A 17,957-nucleotide genomic window follows, 5' to 3' on the forward strand; every position below is an offset into this window, starting at 1 on the left:
CCTCAATCGCACGCGTATAGTAGCAGCGTTTAAAAGTTCTAACTTTTGTTGCATTACCGGGATGTAAAGTGAATACAACGCTGTTTCGATGGCCGGTTCGTGTCTATTATGAAGATACTGATGCCGGTGGTGTGGTGTACCATGCCAGTTACATCGCTTTTTATGAAAGAGCACGCACAGAGATGCTGCGCCACCATCACTTTAGCCAACAGGCACTGATGGCTGAACGTGTTGCCTTCGTGGTGCGTAAAATGACGGTGGAATATTACGCACCTGCACGGCTCGACGATATGCTCGAAATACAGACTGAAATAACATCAATGCGTGGCACCTCTTTGGTTTTCACGCAACGTATTGTCAACGCCGAGAATACTCTGCTGAATGAAGCCGAGGTTCTGATTGTTTGCGTTGACCCACTCAAAATGAAGCCTCGTGCGCTTCCTAAGTCTATTGTCGCGGAGTTTAAGCAGTGACTGACATGAATATCCTTGATTTGTTCCTGAAGGCTAGCCTTCTGGTTAAACTTATCATGTTGATTTTGATTGGTTTTTCAATCGCATCCTGGGCCATTATTATCCAGCGGACCCGTATTCTTAACGCTGCAGCGCGTGAAGCCGAAGCGTTTGAAGATAAATTCTGGTCTGGAATCGAACTTTCTCGCCTCTATCAGGAGAGCCAGGGAAAACGGGATAATCTCACTGGGTCGGAACAAATCTTTTACAGCGGGTTCAAAGAATTTGTGCGCCTGCATCGTGCCAACAGCCATGCGCCGGAAGCAGTGGTGGAAGGGGCTGCACGTGCGATGCGTATCTCTATGAATCGTGAGCTGGAAAATCTGGAAACACACATTCCGTTTCTCGGTACGGTGGGTTCTATCAGCCCGTATATCGGTTTGTTTGGTACAGTCTGGGGGATCATGCACGCTTTTATTGCCCTTGGTGCGGTGAAGCAGGCAACACTGCAAATGGTGGCTCCCGGTATCGCAGAAGCGTTGATTGCCACGGCAATCGGTCTGTTCGCCGCTATTCCGGCGGTTATGGCTTACAACCGTCTTAACCAACGCGTAAACAAACTGGAACTGAATTACGATAACTTTATGGAAGAGTTTACTGCGATTCTGCACCGCCAGGCGTTTACCGTTAGCGAGAGCAACAAGGGGTAAGCCATGGCCAGAGCGCGTGGACGAGGTCGTCGCGATCTCAAGTCCGAAATCAACATCGTACCGTTGCTGGATGTACTGCTGGTGCTGTTGCTGATCTTTATGGCGACAGCACCCATCATTACCCAGAGTGTGGAGGTCGATCTGCCAGACGCTACTGAATCGCAGGCAGTGAGTAGTAACGATAATCCGCCAGTGATAGTTGAAGTATCTGGTATTGGTCAGTACACCGTGGTGGTTGAGAAAGATCGCCTGGAGCGTTTACCTCCAGAGCAGGTGGTGGCAGAAATCTCCAGCCGTTTCAAGGCTAATCCGAAAACGGTCTTTCTGATCGGTGGCGCAAAAGATGTGCCTTACGATGAAATAATTAAAGCGCTGAACTTGTTACACAGTGCGGGTGTGAAATCGGTTGGTTTAATGACGCAGCCTATCTAAGCATCTGCGTTTCCCTTGCTTGAAAGAGAGCGGGTAACAGGCGAACAGTTTTTGGGAACCGAGAGTGTCAAAGGCAACCGAACAAAACGACAAGCTCAAACGGGCGATAATTATTTCAGCAGTGCTGCATGTCATCTTATTTGCGGCGCTGATCTGGAGTTCGTTCGATGAGAATATAGAAGCTTCAGCCGGAGGTGGCGGTGGTTCGTCTATCGACGCCGTAATGGTTGATTCAGGTGCGGTAGTTGAGCAGTACAAACGCATGCAAAGCCAGGAGTCAAGCGCGAAGCGTTCCGAAGAGCAGCGCAAGATTAAGGAACAGCAGGCAGCCGAAGAACTCCGTGAAAAGCAAGCGGCTGAACAGGAACGCCTGAAGCAACTTGAGAAAGAGCGGTTAGCTGCTCAGGAACAGAAAAAGCAGGCTGAAGACGCCGCCAAACAGGCTGAGTTAAAGCAGAAGCAAGCGGAAGAAGCGGCAGCGAAAGCTGCGGCAGATGCTAAAGCGAAGGCCGAAGCGGATGCCAAAGCAGCAGCCGAAGCGGCGAAGAAAGCGGCTGCGGATGCGAAGAAAAAAGCGGAAGCAGAAGCTGCCAAAGCCGCAGCCGAAGCGCAGAAGAAAGCTGAGGCTGAAGCCGCCAAAGCTGCTGCGGCACTGAAGAAGAAAGCCGAAGCTGCAGAAGCCGCCGCTGCTGAAGCAAGAAAGAAAGCAGCGGCTGAAGCTGTTGAAAAAGCGAAGGCTGAAGCTGAGAAGAAAGCGGCTGCTGAAAAGGCTGCGGCTGATAAGAAAGCAGCGGCAGAGAAAGCTGCGGCTGATAAGAAAGCAGCGGCAGAGAAAGCTGCAGCTGATAAGAAAGCAGCAGCAGAGAAAGCCGCAGCCGAGAAGAAAGCAGCAGCGGCAAAAGCGGCTGCTGAAAAAGCCGCTGCAGCTAAAGCGGCCGCAGAGGCAGATGATATCTTCGGTGAGCTAAGCTCTGGTAAGAATGCACCGAAAACCGGTGGTGGGGCGAAAGGGAACAATGCTTCGCCTGCCGGGAGTGGTAATACTAAAAACAATGGCGCATCAGGTGCAGATATCAATAACTATGCCGGGCAGATTAAATCTGCTATCGAAAGTAAGTTTTATGACGCATCGTCTTATGCAGGCAAAACCTGTACGCTGCGCATAAAACTGGCACCAGATGGCATGTTACTGGATATCAAACCTGAAGGTGGCGATCCCGCACTTTGTCAGGCTGCACTGGCAGCAGCTAAACTTGCGAAGATCCCGAAACCACCAAGCCAGGCAGTATATGAAGTGTTCAAAAACGCACCATTGGACTTCAAGCCGTAATCGCGATGTTGGCCGTCACGGCGGTTAATATCAGACATCGGTTGTCGCGGGGTTCTGGTAGTTTTGTGTATTTGAGTTTGTTAACATTCTGCTAAATTATCGTGGACTATCTGTCCGGATAAGGGAGATATGATGAAGCAGGCATTACGAGTAGCATTTGGTTTTCTCATACTGTGGGCGTCAGTTCTGCACGCTGAAGTCCGCATTGTGATCGACAGTGGTGTAGATTCCGGTCGTCCTATTGGTGTCGTTCCTTTCCAGTGGGCAGGGCCTGGTGCGGCACCTGAAGATATTGGCGGCATCGTTGCTGCTGACTTGCGTAACAGCGGTAAATTTAACCCGTTAGATCGCGCTCGTCTGCCACAGCAGCCGGGTAGCGCGCAGGAAGTTCAACCCGCAGCATGGTCTGCACTGGGTATTGACGCTGTGGTTGTAGGTCAGGTCACTCCGAACCCGGACGGCTCTTACAATGTTGCTTATCAGCTAGTTGATACCGGTGGTGCTCCGGGTACTGTACTTGCTCAGAACTCATATAAAGTTAACAAGCAATGGCTGCGTTATGCTGGCCATACCGCCAGTGACGAAGTGTTTGAAAAACTGACCGGCATTAAGGGTGCGTTCCGTACTCGTATTGCCTACGTTGTTCAGACCAACGGTGGTCAGTTCCCGTACGAATTGCGCGTATCTGACTACGATGGCTACAACCAGTTTGTGGTTCACCGTTCTCCGCAGCCGCTGATGTCTCCGGCGTGGTCACCAGACGGTTCTAAACTGGCATATGTCACCTTCGAAAGCGGTCGTTCCGCGCTGGTTATCCAGACGCTGGCAAATGGCGCTGTGCGTCAGGTGGCTTCATTCCCGCGTCACAACGGTGCGCCAGCGTTCTCACCGGATGGCAGCAAACTGGCGTTTGCCCTGTCTAAAACGGGTAGCCTGAACCTGTACGTAATGGATTTAGCTTCTGGTCAGATTCGTCAGGTGACTGATGGCCGTAGCAACAACACTGAACCGACCTGGTTCCCGGATAGCCAGAACCTGGCATTTACTTCTGACCAGGCAGGTCGTCCGCAGGTTTATAAAGTGAATATCAACGGCGGTGCGCCACAACGTATTACCTGGGAAGGTTCGCAGAACCAGGATGCGGATGTCAGCAGCGACGGTAAATTTATGGTAATGGTCAGCTCCAATGGTGGGCAGCAGCACATTGCCAAACAAGATCTGGTAACGGGAGGCGTACAAGTTCTGTCGTCAACGTTCCTGGATGAAACGCCAAGTCTGGCACCTAACGGCACTATGGTAATCTACAGCTCTTCTCAGGGGATGGGATCCGTGCTGAATTTGGTTTCTACAGATGGGCGTTTCAAAGCGCGTCTTCCGGCAACTGATGGACAGGTCAAATTCCCTGCCTGGTCGCCGTATCTGTGATAATAATTAATTGAATAGTAAAGGAATCATTGAAATGCAACTGAACAAAGTGCTGAAAGGGCTGATGATTGCTCTGCCTGTTATGGCAATTGCGGCATGTTCTTCCAACAAGAACGCCAGCAATGACGGCAGCGAAGGCATGCTGGGTGCCGGCACTGGTATGGATGCGAACGGCGGTAACGGCAACATGTCTTCCGAAGAGCAGGCTCGTCTGCAAATGCAACAGCTACAGCAGAATAATATCGTTTACTTCGATCTGGACAAATACGATATCCGTTCTGATTTCGCTCAAATGCTGGATGCACACGCAAACTTCCTGCGTAGCAACCCGTCTTACAAAGTCACCGTAGAAGGTCACGCGGACGAACGTGGTACTCCGGAATACAACATCTCCCTGGGTGAACGTCGTGCGAACGCCGTTAAGATGTACCTGCAGGGTAAAGGTGTTTCTGCTGACCAGATCTCCATCGTTTCTTACGGTAAAGAAAAACCTGCAGTACTGGGCCATGACGAAGCGGCATACTCCAAAAACCGTCGTGCGGTACTGGTTTACTAAGAGAATTGCATGAGCAGTAACTTCAGACATCAACTATTGAGTCTGTCGTTACTGGTTGGTATAGCGGCCCCCTGGGCCGCTTTTGCTCAGGCACCAATCAGTAGTGTCGGCTCAGGCTCGGTCGAAGACCGCGTCACTCAACTTGAGCGTATTTCTAATGCTCACAGTCAGCTTTTAACTCAACTCCAGCAGCAACTCTCCGATAATCAGTCCGATATTGATTCCCTGCGTGGTCAAATTCAGGAAAATCAGTATCAACTAAATCAGGTCGTGGAGCGGCAAAAGCAGATCCTGTTGCAGATCGATAGCCTCAGCAGCGGTGGTGCAGCGACGCAATCTGCCAGCGTTGAGCAAAGCGGGGCGGCGGCAACAACGCCAACGGCTGATGCTGGTACTGCGAGTGCTGGCGCGCCGGTGAAAAGCGGTGATGCAAACACTGATTACAATGCAGCTATTGCACTGGTGCAGGATAAATCCCGCCAGGATGATGCGATGGTGGCATTTCAGAATTTCATCAAAAATTATCCTGATTCAACTTACCTGCCAAACGCCAATTATTGGCTGGGTCAGTTAAACTACAACAAGGGTAAGAAAGATGATGCGGCGTACTATTTTGCTTCGGTAGTGAAAAACTATCCGAAGTCACCGAAGGCTGCAGATGCGATGTTTAAGGTCGGCGTCATCATGCAGGACAAAGGTGACACTGCGAAAGCGAAAGCCGTGTACCAACAGGTTATCAGTAAGTACCCTGGTACTGATGGCGCCAAACAGGCACAAAAACGTCTGAACGCCATGTAATGCATAACACGCGACCAGAAGTCGCATTATTTCTGGTCGTGTCGTGCGAATCATAAGCAGTTGAGTGATCTACATCGAAATTTTTGTTGCGCTCAAATCTGAAATCAGTAATATATGCCGCCGTTGCCACGGGATATCAAACAAACCGAAAGCAACACTAAAGTGGGTCGTTAGCTCAGTTGGTAGAGCAGTTGACTTTTAATCAATTGGTCGCAGGTTCGAATCCTGCACGACCCACCACTAGCATAGTTAGTTGTAGTATCCAGCGTAGTATCGGGTGATTAGCTCAGCTGGGAGAGCACCTCCCTTACAAGGAGGGGGTCGGCGGTTCGATCCCGTCATCACCCACCACCGGGTCGTTAGCTCAGTTGGTAGAGCAGTTGACTTTTAATCAATTGGTCGCAGGTTCGAATCCTGCACGACCCACCACTAATTATGGTGGGTTAGGTGGAAACAGTTAGTAGTATCCAGCGCAGTATCGGGTGATTAGCTCAGCTGGGAGAGCACCTCCCTTACAAGGAGGGGGTCGGCGGTTCGATCCCGTCATCACCCACCACTCGGGTCGTTAGCTCAGTTGGTAGAGCAGTTGACTTTTAATCAATTGGTCGCAGGTTCGAATCCTGCACGACCCACCAATTTTAATAATTGGCACCGAGTAAAAATCTTTCAGGTAACACCCGTATGGGTCGTTAGCTCAGTTGGTAGAGCAGTTGACTTTTAATCAATTGGTCGCAGGTTCGAATCCTGCACGACCCACCATCCTGAATGATTAAAGCAGTATAATCCCGCAAGGGGTCGTTAGCTCAGTTGGTAGAGCAGTTGACTTTTAATCAATTGGTCGCAGGTTCGAATCCTGCACGACCCACCAATGTGAAAAGGCACCCTAAAGGTGCCTTTTTGCTATCTTAACATCCCTCGATTTTAATTCGTAAGTTCCCACGCTTGATGAGTGAATAACCTTATGTAGGTCGGATAAGCGCAAAGCGTTGCATCCAATATCACGTACGTAATTCTTGTGACTTTTCCCTGCCATTCGGTTATCTTGTTTAGCATATAAAACAAATGAAATCGGTAATAGCGATATCACGCTTCATATCGGTTTAAATGTTAAGTCTGCAAAACGAGATAGCAAGATGAGCGTGATGTTTGATCCTGAAGCAGCGATTTATCCTTTCCCAGCAAAGCCGACGCCGTTAAGCATTGATGAAAAAGCGTATTACCGCGAGAAAATAAAACACCTGCTGAAAGAACATAATGCGGTTATGGTCGCCCACTACTACACCGACCCTGAAATCCAACAACTGGCGGAGGAAACCGGCGGCTGCATTTCCGATTCGCTGGAAATGGCGCGCTTTGGTGCAAAGCATCCTGCTTCTACGCTGTTAGTTGCTGGGGTGAGATTTATGGGAGAAACCGCCAAAATCCTCAGCCCGGAAAAAACAATTCTGATGCCCACACTTAAGGCCGAATGTTCACTGGATCTCGGGTGCCCCATTGAAGAATTTAACGCATTTTGTGATGCCCATCCCGATCGTACTGTCGTCGTCTACGCTAACACGTCTGCTGCGGTAAAAGCGCGTGCAGATTGGGTGGTGACTTCAAGCATTGCCGTCGAACTTATTGATCATCTGGATAGTTTGGGGGAAAAAATCATCTGGGCACCAGACAAACATCTGGGGCGTTACGTGCAAAAACAGACGGGCGCAGACATCTTATGCTGGCAAGGTGCCTGCATCGTTCATGATGAGTTTAAGACTCAGGCGTTAACCCGCTTACAAAAACAATACCCTGACGCTGCCATACTGGTACATCCGGAGTCACCCCAGGCCATTGTCGATATGGCCGATGCGGTCGGTTCCACAAGTCAGTTGATCAATGCTGCGAAAACATTGCCGCATCAACGGTTTATTGTGGCGACGGATCGGGGGATCTTCTACAAAATGCAGCAAGCGGTGCCTGACAAGGAGCTACTGGAAGCGCCAACCGCTGGCGAGGGTGCAACCTGCCGTAGCTGTGCGCATTGCCCGTGGATGGCCATGAATGGCCTCCAGGCCATCGCAGAGGCATTAGAACAGGGAGGAAGCAAACACGAGGTTCATGTTGATGAAAAGCTGCGAGAGAGGGCGCTGGTGCCGCTCAACCGTATGCTGGATTTTGCGGCTACACTACGTGGATAGCTGACAATAAGGCATCATGCTACGCATTGGAGGAAAGATGGATTTTTTTAGCACACAGAACATTCTGGCTCATATACCGATCGGTACTGGCGGTTACGATCTCTCATGGATCGAAGCGGTAGGGACGATCGCTGGGTTACTGTGTATTGGCCTTGCCAGCCTGGAGAAGATCAGCAACTACTTTTTTGGTCTGATCAACGTTACCTTGTTTGGCATTATTTTCTTTCAGATTCAATTGTATGCCAGCTTACTGCTGCAGGTATTTTTCTTTGCCGCTAACATTTATGGCTGGTATGCCTGGTCGCGACAAACCAGTCAGCATGAAGCCGAGTTGAAAATTCGCTGGCTGCCACTGCCGAAGGCATTAACCTGGTTGGTTGTTTGCGTCGTTGCCATTGGTCTGATGACGGTATTTATCAACCCGGTATTTGCGTTCCTGACCCGCGTGGCGGTAATGATTATGCAAGCGTTGGGTCTACAAGTGGCTATGCCAGAATTGCAACCAGACGCCTTCCCATTCTGGGATTCCTGCATGATGGTACTCTCCATCGTGGCAATGATCCTGATGACAAGGTGTGGGGAAATCGACATTCCCTCATCTGAATATAAATATTAATGGTGAGAAAGGGCATATTTTCCTGAGAGATAAAATTATTAATCGAGGGCAATGGGATGACTTTGAAAAATTTTTCGAGTGATAATAAATTACTATTATCGCTTTGTGCTGAAGCAACCTTAAATCATTGGTCTTTTGAGGGACAAGAGCTTAGCGTTAATCTCACAACTTATGATGATGATGAGTTGATTATTATTATCGAGACTGATACTGTTCATTCATCACCTCTTTTCACTAATAACCATTTAAATATTTGTAGAATTGTAATACAAGATATGCATGAAGTATTGGATTCTCAAAATGGGTACTATATTCCACCAAAGGACTTTAGCAATTTAATGAAGTTTTCTAGTAAAAATTACTCATTGTATTATGGCAGAAAGAATATTATGAGATATAACTTGGCTTTCATAGGGAGCGAGAATTTTCTAAGTTGTCCGCTAACCTCTTTAGATAGTTCTATTAAATGGGAAATTAGATAATCAGTTAAATAAAGCCGAGAAAGCTCCTAAAATCTTCCCGGCTTTTTATTATTTAATTCTCGTTTAGCACACTAAACGCCCCATCACACATTCCTACAACAGGATTAACTCCACAAATCTCATTTCCCATCGTCTACACTTACTCCTGTAAACCGTTCAGGAGCAGTAATGGATCACCAACTATTAGATGACAGCCCCCTTATCCGCATTTTTGCTTTGCATGCGTTACACAATCTCAAAGAGCGAGGCTTAACGCGCGGGGCGCTTCTCGATTATCACAGCCGCTATAAACTCGTCTTTCTGGCTCATTCCCAGCCTGAGTACCGCAAACTTGGCCCGTTTGTGGCTGATATTCACCGGTGGCAAAATCTGGATGACTATTACAACGAATATCGCCAACGCGTAATTGTTTTGCTTTCTCACCCCGCCAACCCGCGCGATCACACCAACGTTTTGATGCACGTTCAGGGTTATTTTCGCCCGTACCTTGATTCTACAGAACGCCAGCAACTGGCTGCGCTTATCGACAGTTATCGCCGTGGCGAGCAGCCTCTTCTTGCGCCGCTGATGCGTATCAAACACTATATGGCGCTTTATCCTAACGCCTGGCTTTCAGGGCAGCGTTATTTCGAACTTTGGCCGCGTATTTTTAACTTGCGCTATGCAGGAGTTTTATGACCACCCATCTGGTCTGGTTCCGCCAGGATTTACGTCTGCACGATAATCTGGCGCTGGCGGCTGCCTGTCGCAATCCGTCTGCACGCGTGCTGGCGCTGTATATTGCTACACCTCGTCAGTGGGCGACGCATAATATGTCGCCGCGTCAGGCTGAATTTATCAATGCTCAACTTAATACACTGCAAATCATGCTGGCGGAAAAAGGCATTCCCTTGTTGTTTCATGAAGTGGATGATTTTGCCGCCAGCGTTGAAATGGTTAAACAGGTGTGTGAGGAAAACCGCGTAACCCATCTGTTTTATAACTATCAGTACGAGGTGAACGAGCGAGCGCGGGATGCCCTGGTTGAGAAAACGTTGCATAACGTGGTGTGTGAAGGATTTGACGGCAGCGTGATCCTGCCACCGGGCGCGGTGATGACCGGCAATCATGAGATGTACAAAGTTTTTACTCCGTTTAAAAATGCCTGGCTGAAACGGCTGCGGGAAGGGATACCGGAGTGCGTCGCTGCACCAAAAGTTCGTAGTAGCGGATCGATAGCGCCCCCGTCATCCATTACGCTGAATTATCCCCGTCAGTCTTTCGACACAGCGCATTTTCCGGTGGAAGAAAAAACGGCGATTGCACAATTACGCCAGTTTTGCCAGAGCGGTGCCGGAGAGTATGAGCAACAAAGAAATTTTCCGGCAGTGGAAGGCACCAGCCGTTTGTCCGCCAGCCTGGCCACGGGAGGATTATCGCCTCGTCAGTGTTTGCATCGCCTGCTGGCAGAGCAACCGCAGGCGCTGGAGGGCGGGGCGGGTAGCGTCTGGCTTAATGAGCTGATCTGGCGTGAGTTCTACCGCCATCTGATGACGTATCACCCCTCGCTGTGTAAACATCGCCCGTTTATTGCCTGGACCGATCGCGTCCAGTGGCAGAGTAACCCCGCGCATTTAAAGGCCTGGCAGGAAGGCAAGACCGGCTATCCGATTGTTGATGCTGCCATGCGCCAGCTTAATGGCACTGGCTGGATGCATAACCGTCTGCGGATGATTACTGCCAGTTTTCTGGTGAAAGATTTGTTGATCGACTGGCGCGAAGGCGAGCGATATTTTATGTCGCAACTGATTGATGGTGATTTGGCTGCCAATAACGGCGGCTGGCAATGGGCGGCTTCTACCGGAACTGATGCCGCGCCGTATTTCCGTATCTTTAACCCGACAACTCAGGGCGAGAAATTTGACCGCGAAGGTGAGTTTATCCGCCAGTGGTTACCGGAACTGCGCGATGTGCCGGGGAAATTGGTGCATGAGCCGTGGAAATGGGCGGAGAAAGCAGGCGTGAGGCTGGATTATCCGCAACCGATTGTTGATCACAAAGAAGCGAGAGTACGAACGTTGGCAGCGTATGAGGCTGCGAGGAAGTGGAAATAACAGACGCGTCAGGCAATTGTGCCCGGATGCCGGATGCCGGATGCCGGATGCCGGATGCCGGATGCGGCGTGAACGCCTTATCCGGCCTACTAAATAGTGCAAAATCAATATATTGCAGGGGAATCCAGGCCTGATAAGACGCATCAGCGTCGCATCAGGCATCGGTGTTGACTTATTAAGACTCCAGCGCCAGCGCACGGTTTCTGAACTTAAGCGCCTGGTACAGCCAAATCATCAGTACCAGCCCCACACAAGCCAGCGCACCCCAGGTGATTTGATCGAACACTTCAATATATGCATTGATGGAGTAGTTGATCGCCCCGGAAGCATCAAACGAAGCTTGCGATGTCTGATCGGCAATGACCCCCGCCAGATAGTTGGCAATCGCACCAGAAAGCAGCATATAAATGCCGGTTAATACACCGGTCACGCCGGGGATTTCAATGCGTGTAATTTGCGACATGGCAACCGGGTCGATAAACAGTTCGGCAAAGCCCATCACCGCCAGCCCCAGCACCATCAGTGGCAGAGAAGAGTGACCATACATTGCAGACCAGCGGGCACTTAAGGCCAGAATGCAGAATCCGGCACTCATCAGGCCGAGGCCAAGTGCAAATTTCCCCCAGATGCGCACGGTACGATTACCCGCGACACTCTCTTTTACGACCCACGCCAGGAACACACCGCACAGCATCACGGCAAAGGCATTAATCGACTGGAACATGGCGGTCGGAACGGTGTAACCAAAAATATCGCGGTTAACGAAACGGTCGATATAAAGGCTGATTGAACTGCCGCCCTGCTGTGCAAAGGCCCAGAACAACATGCTGAAGAAGGTAAGAGTGACAATCAGCCCCAGCTCTTTACGCTGTTTCTGGTTTTCTGCTTTGCGATAAATTTTTGCCAGCACGCCAAGACCAATGATAGTGGCGACAATTAAGGCGTAAACCGACCACTCTTTCCAGAACAATACGGTAATCAGTGCAGGCGTTGCGACCAGCAGAACCAGCAGCCATCCCCAGTTTGGCAGGAGAACGTTTTTCGCACACAGCACCTCTTTGTTAACGCCGCGGGTATGAGCGAAATGACGATTGCCACATAAGAAGATAACCAGCCCGGCGATCATCCCAACCGCAGCCAGGCCAAAGCCCATTGCCCAACTGTACTCTTGCTGGGCATAACCGCAGGCGATAGGTGCGATAATAGAACCCACGTTACCCGCCGCATACATCAGCGAGAAACCGCCATCACGACGTGGATCGGTTGGCTCGTAGAGTTCACCTAGCAGGCAACTGACGTTAGATTTAAACAGGCCATAGCCGCAGACGATAATCGCCAGCGAGAGATAAAGGAATGTCGGGTGGATTTCGCTGGCACCCAGCACCAGATGCCCGATCGCCATCAACAACGCCCCCAACATCACTGCCATGCGGTTGCCGAGAACCTTATCCGCGAGGAAACCGCCAAGGATCGGCGTGACATACACCAGCGAACAGTAGGCGCTGAATAACGCGTAAGCGTGAGTATCGTTGTATTTCAGTTGGTTGGTGAGATAGAGAATCAGCAGGGCACGCATGCCGTAGAAGCTAAAATATTCCCAGATTTGTAGCGCGACAACGTAGTAGATAGCGCGCGGCTGTGATGCGTGTTTATTCATAATAATTCCGCGGTTGGATGCGACACCACGTAATAGTTGCGTGGCGTGCGTGTGTTTCTTTAAAGTTAAAACCTTGAAACAGATCTGATTATTTATGCAATATGCTGTCTGTTTGCATAAATATACATGAACTATGGCGTGGCGAGATAAACAATTTGCGTCTTTTGGCGGTGTGTTTGTTTCTTAATATGTCAAAAGATTGGCTATCGACGAACAGGCGAGGTAACGCTATGTTAACGGTGTAGCTATCAGAATACAGAAGGCGCGAAGATGAAAAACACCGAACTGGAACAACTGATTAACGAGAAACTGAACAGCGCGGCGATAAGTGATTACGCGCCGAATGGCTTGCAAGTGGAAGGCCAGGAGACGGTGCAAAAAATTGTTACCGGCGTCACCGCCAGCCAGGCGCTGCTCGATGAAGCTGTGCGTCTTGAGGCTGATGCGGTGATCGTGCATCACGGCTACTTCTGGAAAGGCGAATCGCCGGTGATTCGCGGCATGAAGCGTAACCGTTTGAAAACCTTGCTGGCGAATGACATCAACCTGTATGGCTGGCATCTGCCGTTGGATGCGCATCCGGAACTGGGCAATAACGCGCAGTTAGCGGCATTGTTGGGGATTACGGTAATGGGTGAGATCGAACCACTTGTGCCGTGGGGTGAACTGACGATGCCGGTGCCGGGGCTGGAACTTGCCTCGTGGATTGAAGCGCGTCTGGGACGCAAGCCGTTGTGGTGTGGCGACAACGGCCCGGAGGTGGTACAGCGCGTCGCCTGGTGCACGGGGGGCGGGCAAAGTTTTATCGATAGCGCCGCGCGTTTTGGCGTGGATGCTTTTATTACTGGCGAAGTTTCTGAACAAACCATTCATTCTGCCCGCGAGCAGGGATTGCATTTTTATGCTGCGGGGCACCATGCTACTGAACGCGGTGGTATTCGCGCGTTAAGCGAGTGGTTGAATGAAAATACCGATCTTGATGTGACCTTTATTGATATTCCTAATCCTGCATAACGAATAATCAGAGGGATCGAAAGTGCAACGAGCGCGTTGTTATCTGTTAGGCGAAACGGCGGTAGTGCTGGAGCTGGAGCCGCCAGTGACGTTGGCAAGCCAGAAACGTATCTGGCGACTGGCCCAGCGTCTGGTGGATATGCCGAATGTGGTTGAAGCCATTCCCGGCATGAACAATATCACGGTGATTTTACGTAATCCGGAGTCGCTGGCGCTGGATGCTATAGAGCGTTTGCAACGCTGGTGGGAGGAGAGTGAGGCACTGGAGCCAGAGTCACGCTTTATCGAAATCCCGGTGGTTTATGGTGGCGCAGGCGGGCCGGATTTGTCGGTGGTTGCGGCGCATTGTGGGTTGAGCGAAAAACAGGTTGTTGAATTGCACTCCTCCGTGGAATACGTGGTCTGGTTTTTAGGTTTTCAACCGGGCTTCCCGTATCTCGGGAGTTTGCCGGAACAACTAAACACGCCACGACGCGCAGAACCGCGCTTGCTTGTTCCGGCGGGGTCTGTCGGGATCGGTGGATCGCAAACGGGTGTTTATCCGGTGGCAACGCCGGGCGGTTGGCAGTTGATTGGTCATACCTCGCTCAGTTTGTTTGACCCGACCCGTGACGAGCCTATCTTATTACGTCCTGGAGACAGTGTGCGCTTTGTGCCGCAGAAGGAGGGAGTATGCTGAAGATTATTCGCGCGGGGATGTACACCACTGTTCAGGATGGCGGTCGTCACGGCTTTCGCCAGTCGGGTATCAGCCACTGTGGAGCGCTGGATTTGCCTGCGCTGCGCATTGCTAACCTGCTGGTGGGTAATGATGCTAACGCTCCGGCACTGGAAATCACGCTCGGTCAGTTAACGGTTGAATTTGAACGCGACGGCTGGTTTGCCCTGACAGGCGCGGGTTGCGAAGCTCGGTTGGATGATAACGCCGTCTGGACGGGCTGGCGTTTGCCGATGAAAGCAGGTCAGCGTTTAACGCTTAAATGCCCACAACATGGTGTACGCAGCTATCTGGCCGTGGCGGGCGGTATTGATGTTCCGCCAGTGATGGGATCATGCAGTACCGATCTCAAAGTAGGGATTGGCGGGCTGGAAGGGCGCTTACTGAAGGATGGAGACCGACTCCCCATCGGCAAAGCGAAGCGTGATTTTATGGAAGCGCAAGGCGTTAAACAGTTGCTGTGGGGTAACCGGATTCGCGCCTTACCGGGGCCGGAATACCATGAGTTCGATCGCGCCTCGCAGGATGCATTCTGGCGTTCGCCCTGGCAGCTTAGCCCGCAAAGTAACCGGATGGGCTATCGCTTACAGGGGCAAATCTTAAAGCGTAATACATCCCGCGAGTTGTTATCTCACGGATTGCTGCCGGGCGTGGTGCAGGTGCCGCATAACGGTCAGCCGATTGTGTTGATGAATGATGCACAGACGACCGGCGGTTATCCGCGCATTGCCTGTATCATTGAGGCCGATATGTACCATCTGGCGCAAATTCCACTCGGACAGCCGATTCATTTTGTCCAGTGTTCACTGGAAGAGGCACTAAAAGCGCGGCAGGATCAGCAACGTTATTTCGAACAATTAGCGTGGCGGCTGCACAATGAAAATTGACCTGAACGCCGATCTGGGTGAAGGCTGCGCCAGTGACGCTGAGCTATTAACGCTGGTTTCCTCAGTCAATATTGCCTGTGGATTTCATGCAGGCGACGCGCAAACTATGCAAGCTTGCGTGCGTGAAGCAATAAAAAATAGTGTAGCGATTGGCGCGCACCCGAGTTTCCCCGACAGGGAAAACTTTGGACGCAGCGCCATGCAACTGCCGCCGGAAACGGTTTACGCCCAGACGTTGTATCAGATTGGCGCGCTGGCGGCGATTGCCCGTGGTGAAGGTTGTGTGATGCGTCACGTCAAACCCCATGGCATGCTGTACAACCAGGCGGCGAGAGACGCACAACTGGCAGACGCCATCGCCAGAGCGGTTTACGCTTGCGATCCGGCATTGATTCTCGTTGGACTGGCAGGAAGCGAACTGATTCGTGCAGGCAAGCGATATGGCCTGACAACGCGTGAGGAAGTGTTTGCCGATCGTGGATATCAGGCTGACGGCTCGCTGGTGTCGCGAAGCCAGCCAGGCGCGTTGATTGAAGATGAAGAACAGGCGTTGGGGCAAACGCTGGAGATGGTGCAACACGGCAGAGTGAAGAGTATCACTGGCGAATGGGCGACGGTAACAGTACAGACAGTCTGTTTGCATGGCGACGGTGAGCATGCACTGGCATTCGCCCGCCGGCTACGATCTGCATTTGCCGAAAAAGGGATTATGGTTGCAGCATAATCCCGTTGAATAAAGAACGAAAAAAGGAAATCATCATGCCTGAAGGCCCGGAGATCCGCCGTGCAGCGGATAACCTGGAGGCGGCGATCAAAGGCAAACCACTGACCGATGTCTGGTTTGCCTTCCCGCAGTTAAAAACTTATCAATCACAACTTATTGGTCAACACGTCACCCATGTGGAAACGCGCGGAAAAGCGTTGCTGACCCATTTTTCCGGCGGGTTAACGCTTTATAGCCATAACCAACTCTACGGTGTCTGGCGAGTGGTTGATACCGGCGAAGAGCCGCAGACCACGCGGGTGTTGCGGGTAAAACTGCAAACGGCCGACAAAACCATTCTGCTTTATAGCGCCTCGGATATTGAGATGTTGACGCCGGAACAATTGACTACGCATCCGTTCTTACAACGGGTCGGCCCCGATGTGCTCGACCCGAATCTGACGCCGGAAGGGGTGAAAGAACGGTTATTGTCGCTGCGCTTTCGTAACCGTCAGTTCGCCGGATTACTGCTCGACCAGGCGTTTCTGGCGGGGCTGGGCAACTATCTGCGGGTGGAGATCCTTTGGCAGGTTGGGTTGACCGGAAATCATAAAGCGAAAGAACTTAACGCGACACAACTGGATGCGCTGTCGCACGCGCTACTGGATATCCCGCGCCTCTCGTACAAAACGCGTGGTCAGGTTGATGAGAATAAACATCACGGGGCGCTGTTCAGCTTTAAGGTTTTTCATCGTGATGGTGAGAAGTGCGAACGGTGTGGCAGCATCATTGAGAAAACCACGCTATCTTCGCGCCCGTTTTACTGGTGCCCTGGCTGCCAGCACTAGGCAGAACGTTTCGGCGCATAGGTTGAAATAAACCGCGCAATGGCTGGCCCCGTCAGCAAAATACTGAACAGGCGCAGGGTTTGCATCGCCATGATGAGCGCCATATCGGCATTGCTCCCTGCGGCGATGACCGCTACCGTATCAAGCCCGCCAGGGCTGGTGGCGAGGTAGGCGGTCATAAAATCAATATGCATAAACCAGGTCAGCCCCCACGCCATACCGGCACAAATAGCCAGCAGTGCAAAAATCGACAACAGGATTTGCGGCAGTGGGCGTAATGCCCGCAGTAAGATTTGCTTATCGAAACCCAGCCCAATCCGCCAGCCAATCGCCATATATGCTATCGCCAGCAGCCATTCCGGTAACTCAATCGTGATGAACTCGCCAGACTGGAGCACCGCACCCGCCAGCATCGGGATGAGCATCGTGCCGGAAGGAAGACGCAACAGGCATCCCGCCGTGCCAGCAATGACCGCGAGCAAGACAGTAAACAGGAGATTTATGCTGACGGGCAGGAACCAGACTATTTGCTGATTCATCGCTTCAGCGTTATCGCCCAGCATCATTCGCGCTACCAGAACCGCCGCGCCCGCGACAAACAGAACTCGCAGATACTGCATAAACGCCACCAGGCGAATATCTGCGCCGTAATCTTGTGCCATAGCAACCATTGCCGCCGCACCACCAGGCGAGGAGCCCCAGGCACCGGTATTTCCGGGCAGTGAGCTATAGCGCACCAATAACCAGCCCACGATGGCGCTGGAAAGCAACGTTACCAGCAAAATAGTTAACACAATCGGCCAGTTAACGGCCAGAGTGGTGAGAATAGAACCGGTGAGGTTTTGCGCAATCATGCAGCCAAGAATGGCTTGCGCGGCGAGAAAAGCGGAGCGGGGGAGTTGCAGGGTCACTCCGCGCATACTGAAGATGATCCCGGCGAGCATCGGTCCGAGCAATAGCGCCGCCGGGAGATGTACCGCGAGGAAGCCAATAGAAAGGAGAAGTGACAACACACATAACATTCCCCACTGCAAGACTGGCATCCTTCGTATCCTCGTT

General features: G+C 51.3%; 18 protein-coding genes, 7 tRNA genes and 1 pseudogene. 24 read left to right on the forward strand and 2 right to left on the reverse strand.

Features of this window, described 5'->3' with window-relative positions; all coding sequences use genetic code 11:
- Window positions 1-68: 68 nt before the first annotated feature.
- The 19 genes and pseudogenes from ybgC (at window position 69) to phrB (ending at window position 11,071) form a co-directional block, all read left to right on the forward strand.
- The gene (gene ybgC / locus ESM_RS0106550; protein ID WP_001098372.1) at window positions 69-473 is read left to right on the forward strand and encodes a tol-pal system-associated acyl-CoA thioesterase; all 405 of its coding nucleotides are present in this window, start codon (window positions 69-71) and stop codon (window positions 471-473) included.
- Window positions 470-1,162 carry a Tol-Pal system protein TolQ gene (tolQ, locus tag ESM_RS0106555; RefSeq protein WP_000131311.1) on the forward strand — a complete coding sequence of 231 codons (693 nt, stop codon included), beginning with the start codon at window positions 470-472 and terminating at the stop codon, window positions 1,160-1,162. Before ybgC ends, tolQ begins: the two co-directional genes overlap by 4 nt.
- A 3-nt stretch (window positions 1,163-1,165) precedes the next feature.
- The gene (gene tolR / locus ESM_RS0106560) at window positions 1,166-1,594 is read left to right on the forward strand and encodes a colicin uptake protein TolR (RefSeq protein ID WP_000090096.1); all 429 of its coding nucleotides are present in this window, start codon (window positions 1,166-1,168) and stop codon (window positions 1,592-1,594) included.
- A 64-nt stretch (window positions 1,595-1,658) separates the two neighbouring features.
- A complete protein-coding gene (gene tolA / locus ESM_RS0106565) occupies window positions 1,659-2,924 on the forward strand; it encodes a cell envelope integrity protein TolA (protein ID WP_000030703.1) in 1,266 nt (421 codons plus the stop codon).
- Between the two features lie 132 nt (window positions 2,925-3,056).
- On the forward strand, window positions 3,057-4,349 hold the full coding sequence (tolB, locus tag ESM_RS0106570) for a Tol-Pal system beta propeller repeat protein TolB (protein ID WP_010352214.1): 1,293 nt from the start codon (window positions 3,057-3,059) through the stop codon (window positions 4,347-4,349).
- A 34-nt stretch (window positions 4,350-4,383) separates the two neighbouring features.
- Complete coding sequence (gene pal, locus ESM_RS0106575) at window positions 4,384-4,905, forward strand: peptidoglycan-associated lipoprotein Pal (RefSeq protein ID WP_001295306.1); 522 nt, start codon at window positions 4,384-4,386, stop codon at window positions 4,903-4,905.
- Window positions 4,906-4,914: 9 nt separating this feature from the next.
- Complete coding sequence (cpoB, locus tag ESM_RS0106580; protein WP_000097584.1) at window positions 4,915-5,703, forward strand: cell division protein CpoB; 789 nt, start codon at window positions 4,915-4,917, stop codon at window positions 5,701-5,703.
- 164 nt (window positions 5,704-5,867) lie between these two features.
- Window positions 5,868-5,943: transfer RNA gene (locus tag ESM_RS0106585), tRNA-Lys, on the forward strand.
- A 35-nt stretch (window positions 5,944-5,978) separates the two neighbouring features.
- Window positions 5,979-6,054, forward strand: a tRNA-Val gene (locus ESM_RS0106590).
- A gap of 2 nt (window positions 6,055-6,056) precedes the next feature.
- A tRNA-Lys gene (locus ESM_RS0106595) sits at window positions 6,057-6,132 on the forward strand.
- A gap of 51 nt (window positions 6,133-6,183) precedes the next feature.
- Window positions 6,184-6,259, forward strand: a tRNA-Val gene (locus ESM_RS0106600).
- A 3-nt stretch (window positions 6,260-6,262) separates the two neighbouring features.
- Window positions 6,263-6,338: transfer RNA gene (locus ESM_RS0106605), tRNA-Lys, on the forward strand.
- A gap of 48 nt (window positions 6,339-6,386) precedes the next feature.
- A tRNA-Lys gene (locus ESM_RS0106610) sits at window positions 6,387-6,462 on the forward strand.
- A gap of 33 nt (window positions 6,463-6,495) precedes the next feature.
- Window positions 6,496-6,571, forward strand: a tRNA-Lys gene (locus ESM_RS0106615).
- 265 nt (window positions 6,572-6,836) lie between these two features.
- Window positions 6,837-7,880: a quinolinate synthase NadA gene (nadA, locus tag ESM_RS0106620; RefSeq protein ID WP_000115317.1), complete on the forward strand. Its 1,044-nt coding sequence runs from the start codon at window positions 6,837-6,839 to the stop codon at window positions 7,878-7,880.
- Between the two features lie 37 nt (window positions 7,881-7,917).
- Window positions 7,918-8,454: pseudogene (pnuC, locus tag ESM_RS01000000124220) on the forward strand (nicotinamide riboside transporter PnuC); the annotation flags it as partial.
- 98 nt (window positions 8,455-8,552) lie between these two features.
- Complete coding sequence (locus ESM_RS0106630; RefSeq protein WP_000172931.1) at window positions 8,553-8,978, forward strand: hypothetical protein; 426 nt, start codon at window positions 8,553-8,555, stop codon at window positions 8,976-8,978.
- A gap of 168 nt (window positions 8,979-9,146) precedes the next feature.
- A complete protein-coding gene (locus ESM_RS0106635) occupies window positions 9,147-9,656 on the forward strand; it encodes a YbgA family protein (RefSeq protein WP_000350026.1) in 510 nt (169 codons plus the stop codon).
- Window positions 9,653-11,071, forward strand: coding sequence for a deoxyribodipyrimidine photo-lyase (phrB, locus tag ESM_RS0106640; protein WP_000207113.1), 1,419 nt, complete (start codon window positions 9,653-9,655; stop codon window positions 11,069-11,071). The genes ESM_RS0106635 and phrB overlap by 4 nt, the downstream gene beginning before the upstream one ends.
- A gap of 175 nt (window positions 11,072-11,246) precedes the next feature.
- Here phrB and dtpD read toward each other — a convergent pair whose 3' ends face one another.
- Window positions 11,247-12,728, reverse strand: a complete 1,482-nt coding sequence (gene dtpD / locus ESM_RS0106645) for a dipeptide permease DtpD (protein WP_001032669.1) — start codon at window positions 12,726-12,728, stop codon at window positions 11,247-11,249.
- A gap of 270 nt (window positions 12,729-12,998) precedes the next feature.
- On the opposite strand from dtpD, the gene ybgI reads away from it, so the two are divergent.
- From ybgI to nei, 5 genes are read left to right on the forward strand one after another with little or no spacing between them, the layout of a single operon-like run.
- Complete coding sequence (gene ybgI, locus ESM_RS0106650; RefSeq protein ID WP_000798885.1) at window positions 12,999-13,742, forward strand: radiation resistance protein YbgI; 744 nt, start codon at window positions 12,999-13,001, stop codon at window positions 13,740-13,742.
- 22 nt (window positions 13,743-13,764) lie between these two features.
- Window positions 13,765-14,421: a 5-oxoprolinase subunit PxpB gene (gene pxpB / locus ESM_RS0106655; protein WP_001188383.1), complete on the forward strand. Its 657-nt coding sequence runs from the start codon at window positions 13,765-13,767 to the stop codon at window positions 14,419-14,421.
- Window positions 14,415-15,347 carry a 5-oxoprolinase subunit PxpC gene (gene pxpC / locus ESM_RS0106660; RefSeq protein WP_000912706.1) on the forward strand — a complete coding sequence of 311 codons (933 nt, stop codon included), beginning with the start codon at window positions 14,415-14,417 and terminating at the stop codon, window positions 15,345-15,347. Before pxpB ends, pxpC begins: the two co-directional genes overlap by 7 nt.
- A complete protein-coding gene (gene pxpA, locus ESM_RS0106665) occupies window positions 15,337-16,071 on the forward strand; it encodes a 5-oxoprolinase subunit PxpA (RefSeq protein WP_000687161.1) in 735 nt (244 codons plus the stop codon). The genes pxpC and pxpA overlap by 11 nt, the downstream gene beginning before the upstream one ends.
- Before the next feature lie 35 nt (window positions 16,072-16,106).
- Window positions 16,107-16,898, forward strand: a complete 792-nt coding sequence (nei, locus tag ESM_RS0106670) for an endonuclease VIII (protein ID WP_001114017.1) — start codon at window positions 16,107-16,109, stop codon at window positions 16,896-16,898.
- Here nei and ESM_RS0106675 read toward each other — a convergent pair.
- Window positions 16,895-17,941 carry an AbrB family transcriptional regulator gene (locus tag ESM_RS0106675; RefSeq protein WP_010377051.1) on the reverse strand — a complete coding sequence of 349 codons (1,047 nt, stop codon included), beginning with the start codon at window positions 17,939-17,941 and terminating at the stop codon, window positions 16,895-16,897. The two genes, nei and ESM_RS0106675, sit on opposite strands and share 4 nt — an antisense overlap.
- Between the last annotated feature and the right edge of the window lie 16 nt (window positions 17,942-17,957).

The organism is Escherichia sp. TW09308, assembly GCF_000208565.1.
Taxonomy (GTDB): Bacteria; Pseudomonadota; Gammaproteobacteria; order Enterobacterales; family Enterobacteriaceae; genus Escherichia; species Escherichia marmotae.

Excerpts from the sequence above, each read along its gene's own strand:
- cpoB (WP_000097584.1), top strand. The coding sequence starts at position 4,915 with ATGAGCAGTAACTTCAGACATCAACTATTGAGTCTGTCGTTACTGGTT.
- ESM_RS0106635 (WP_000350026.1), top strand. The coding sequence starts at position 9,147 with ATGGATCACCAACTATTAGATGACAGCCCCCTTATCCGCATTTTTGCT.
- tolR (WP_000090096.1), top strand. The coding sequence starts at position 1,166 with ATGGCCAGAGCGCGTGGACGAGGTCGTCGCGATCTCAAGTCCGAAATC.
- nadA (WP_000115317.1), top strand. The coding sequence starts at position 6,837 with ATGAGCGTGATGTTTGATCCTGAAGCAGCGATTTATCCTTTCCCAGCA.
- tolB (WP_010352214.1), top strand. The coding sequence starts at position 3,057 with ATGAAGCAGGCATTACGAGTAGCATTTGGTTTTCTCATACTGTGGGCG.
- ESM_RS0106630 (WP_000172931.1), top strand. The coding sequence starts at position 8,553 with ATGACTTTGAAAAATTTTTCGAGTGATAATAAATTACTATTATCGCTT.
- ybgI (WP_000798885.1), top strand. The coding sequence starts at position 12,999 with ATGAAAAACACCGAACTGGAACAACTGATTAACGAGAAACTGAACAGC.
- pxpC (WP_000912706.1), top strand. The coding sequence starts at position 14,415 with ATGCTGAAGATTATTCGCGCGGGGATGTACACCACTGTTCAGGATGGC.
- ESM_RS0106675 (WP_010377051.1), bottom strand. The coding sequence starts at position 17,941 with ATGCCAGTCTTGCAGTGGGGAATGTTATGTGTGTTGTCACTTCTCCTT.
- pxpA (WP_000687161.1), top strand. The coding sequence starts at position 15,337 with ATGAAAATTGACCTGAACGCCGATCTGGGTGAAGGCTGCGCCAGTGAC.
- phrB (WP_000207113.1), top strand. The coding sequence starts at position 9,653 with ATGACCACCCATCTGGTCTGGTTCCGCCAGGATTTACGTCTGCACGAT.
- dtpD (WP_001032669.1), bottom strand. The coding sequence starts at position 12,728 with ATGAATAAACACGCATCACAGCCGCGCGCTATCTACTACGTTGTCGCG.
- nei (WP_001114017.1), top strand. The coding sequence starts at position 16,107 with ATGCCTGAAGGCCCGGAGATCCGCCGTGCAGCGGATAACCTGGAGGCG.
- pal (WP_001295306.1), top strand. The coding sequence starts at position 4,384 with ATGCAACTGAACAAAGTGCTGAAAGGGCTGATGATTGCTCTGCCTGTT.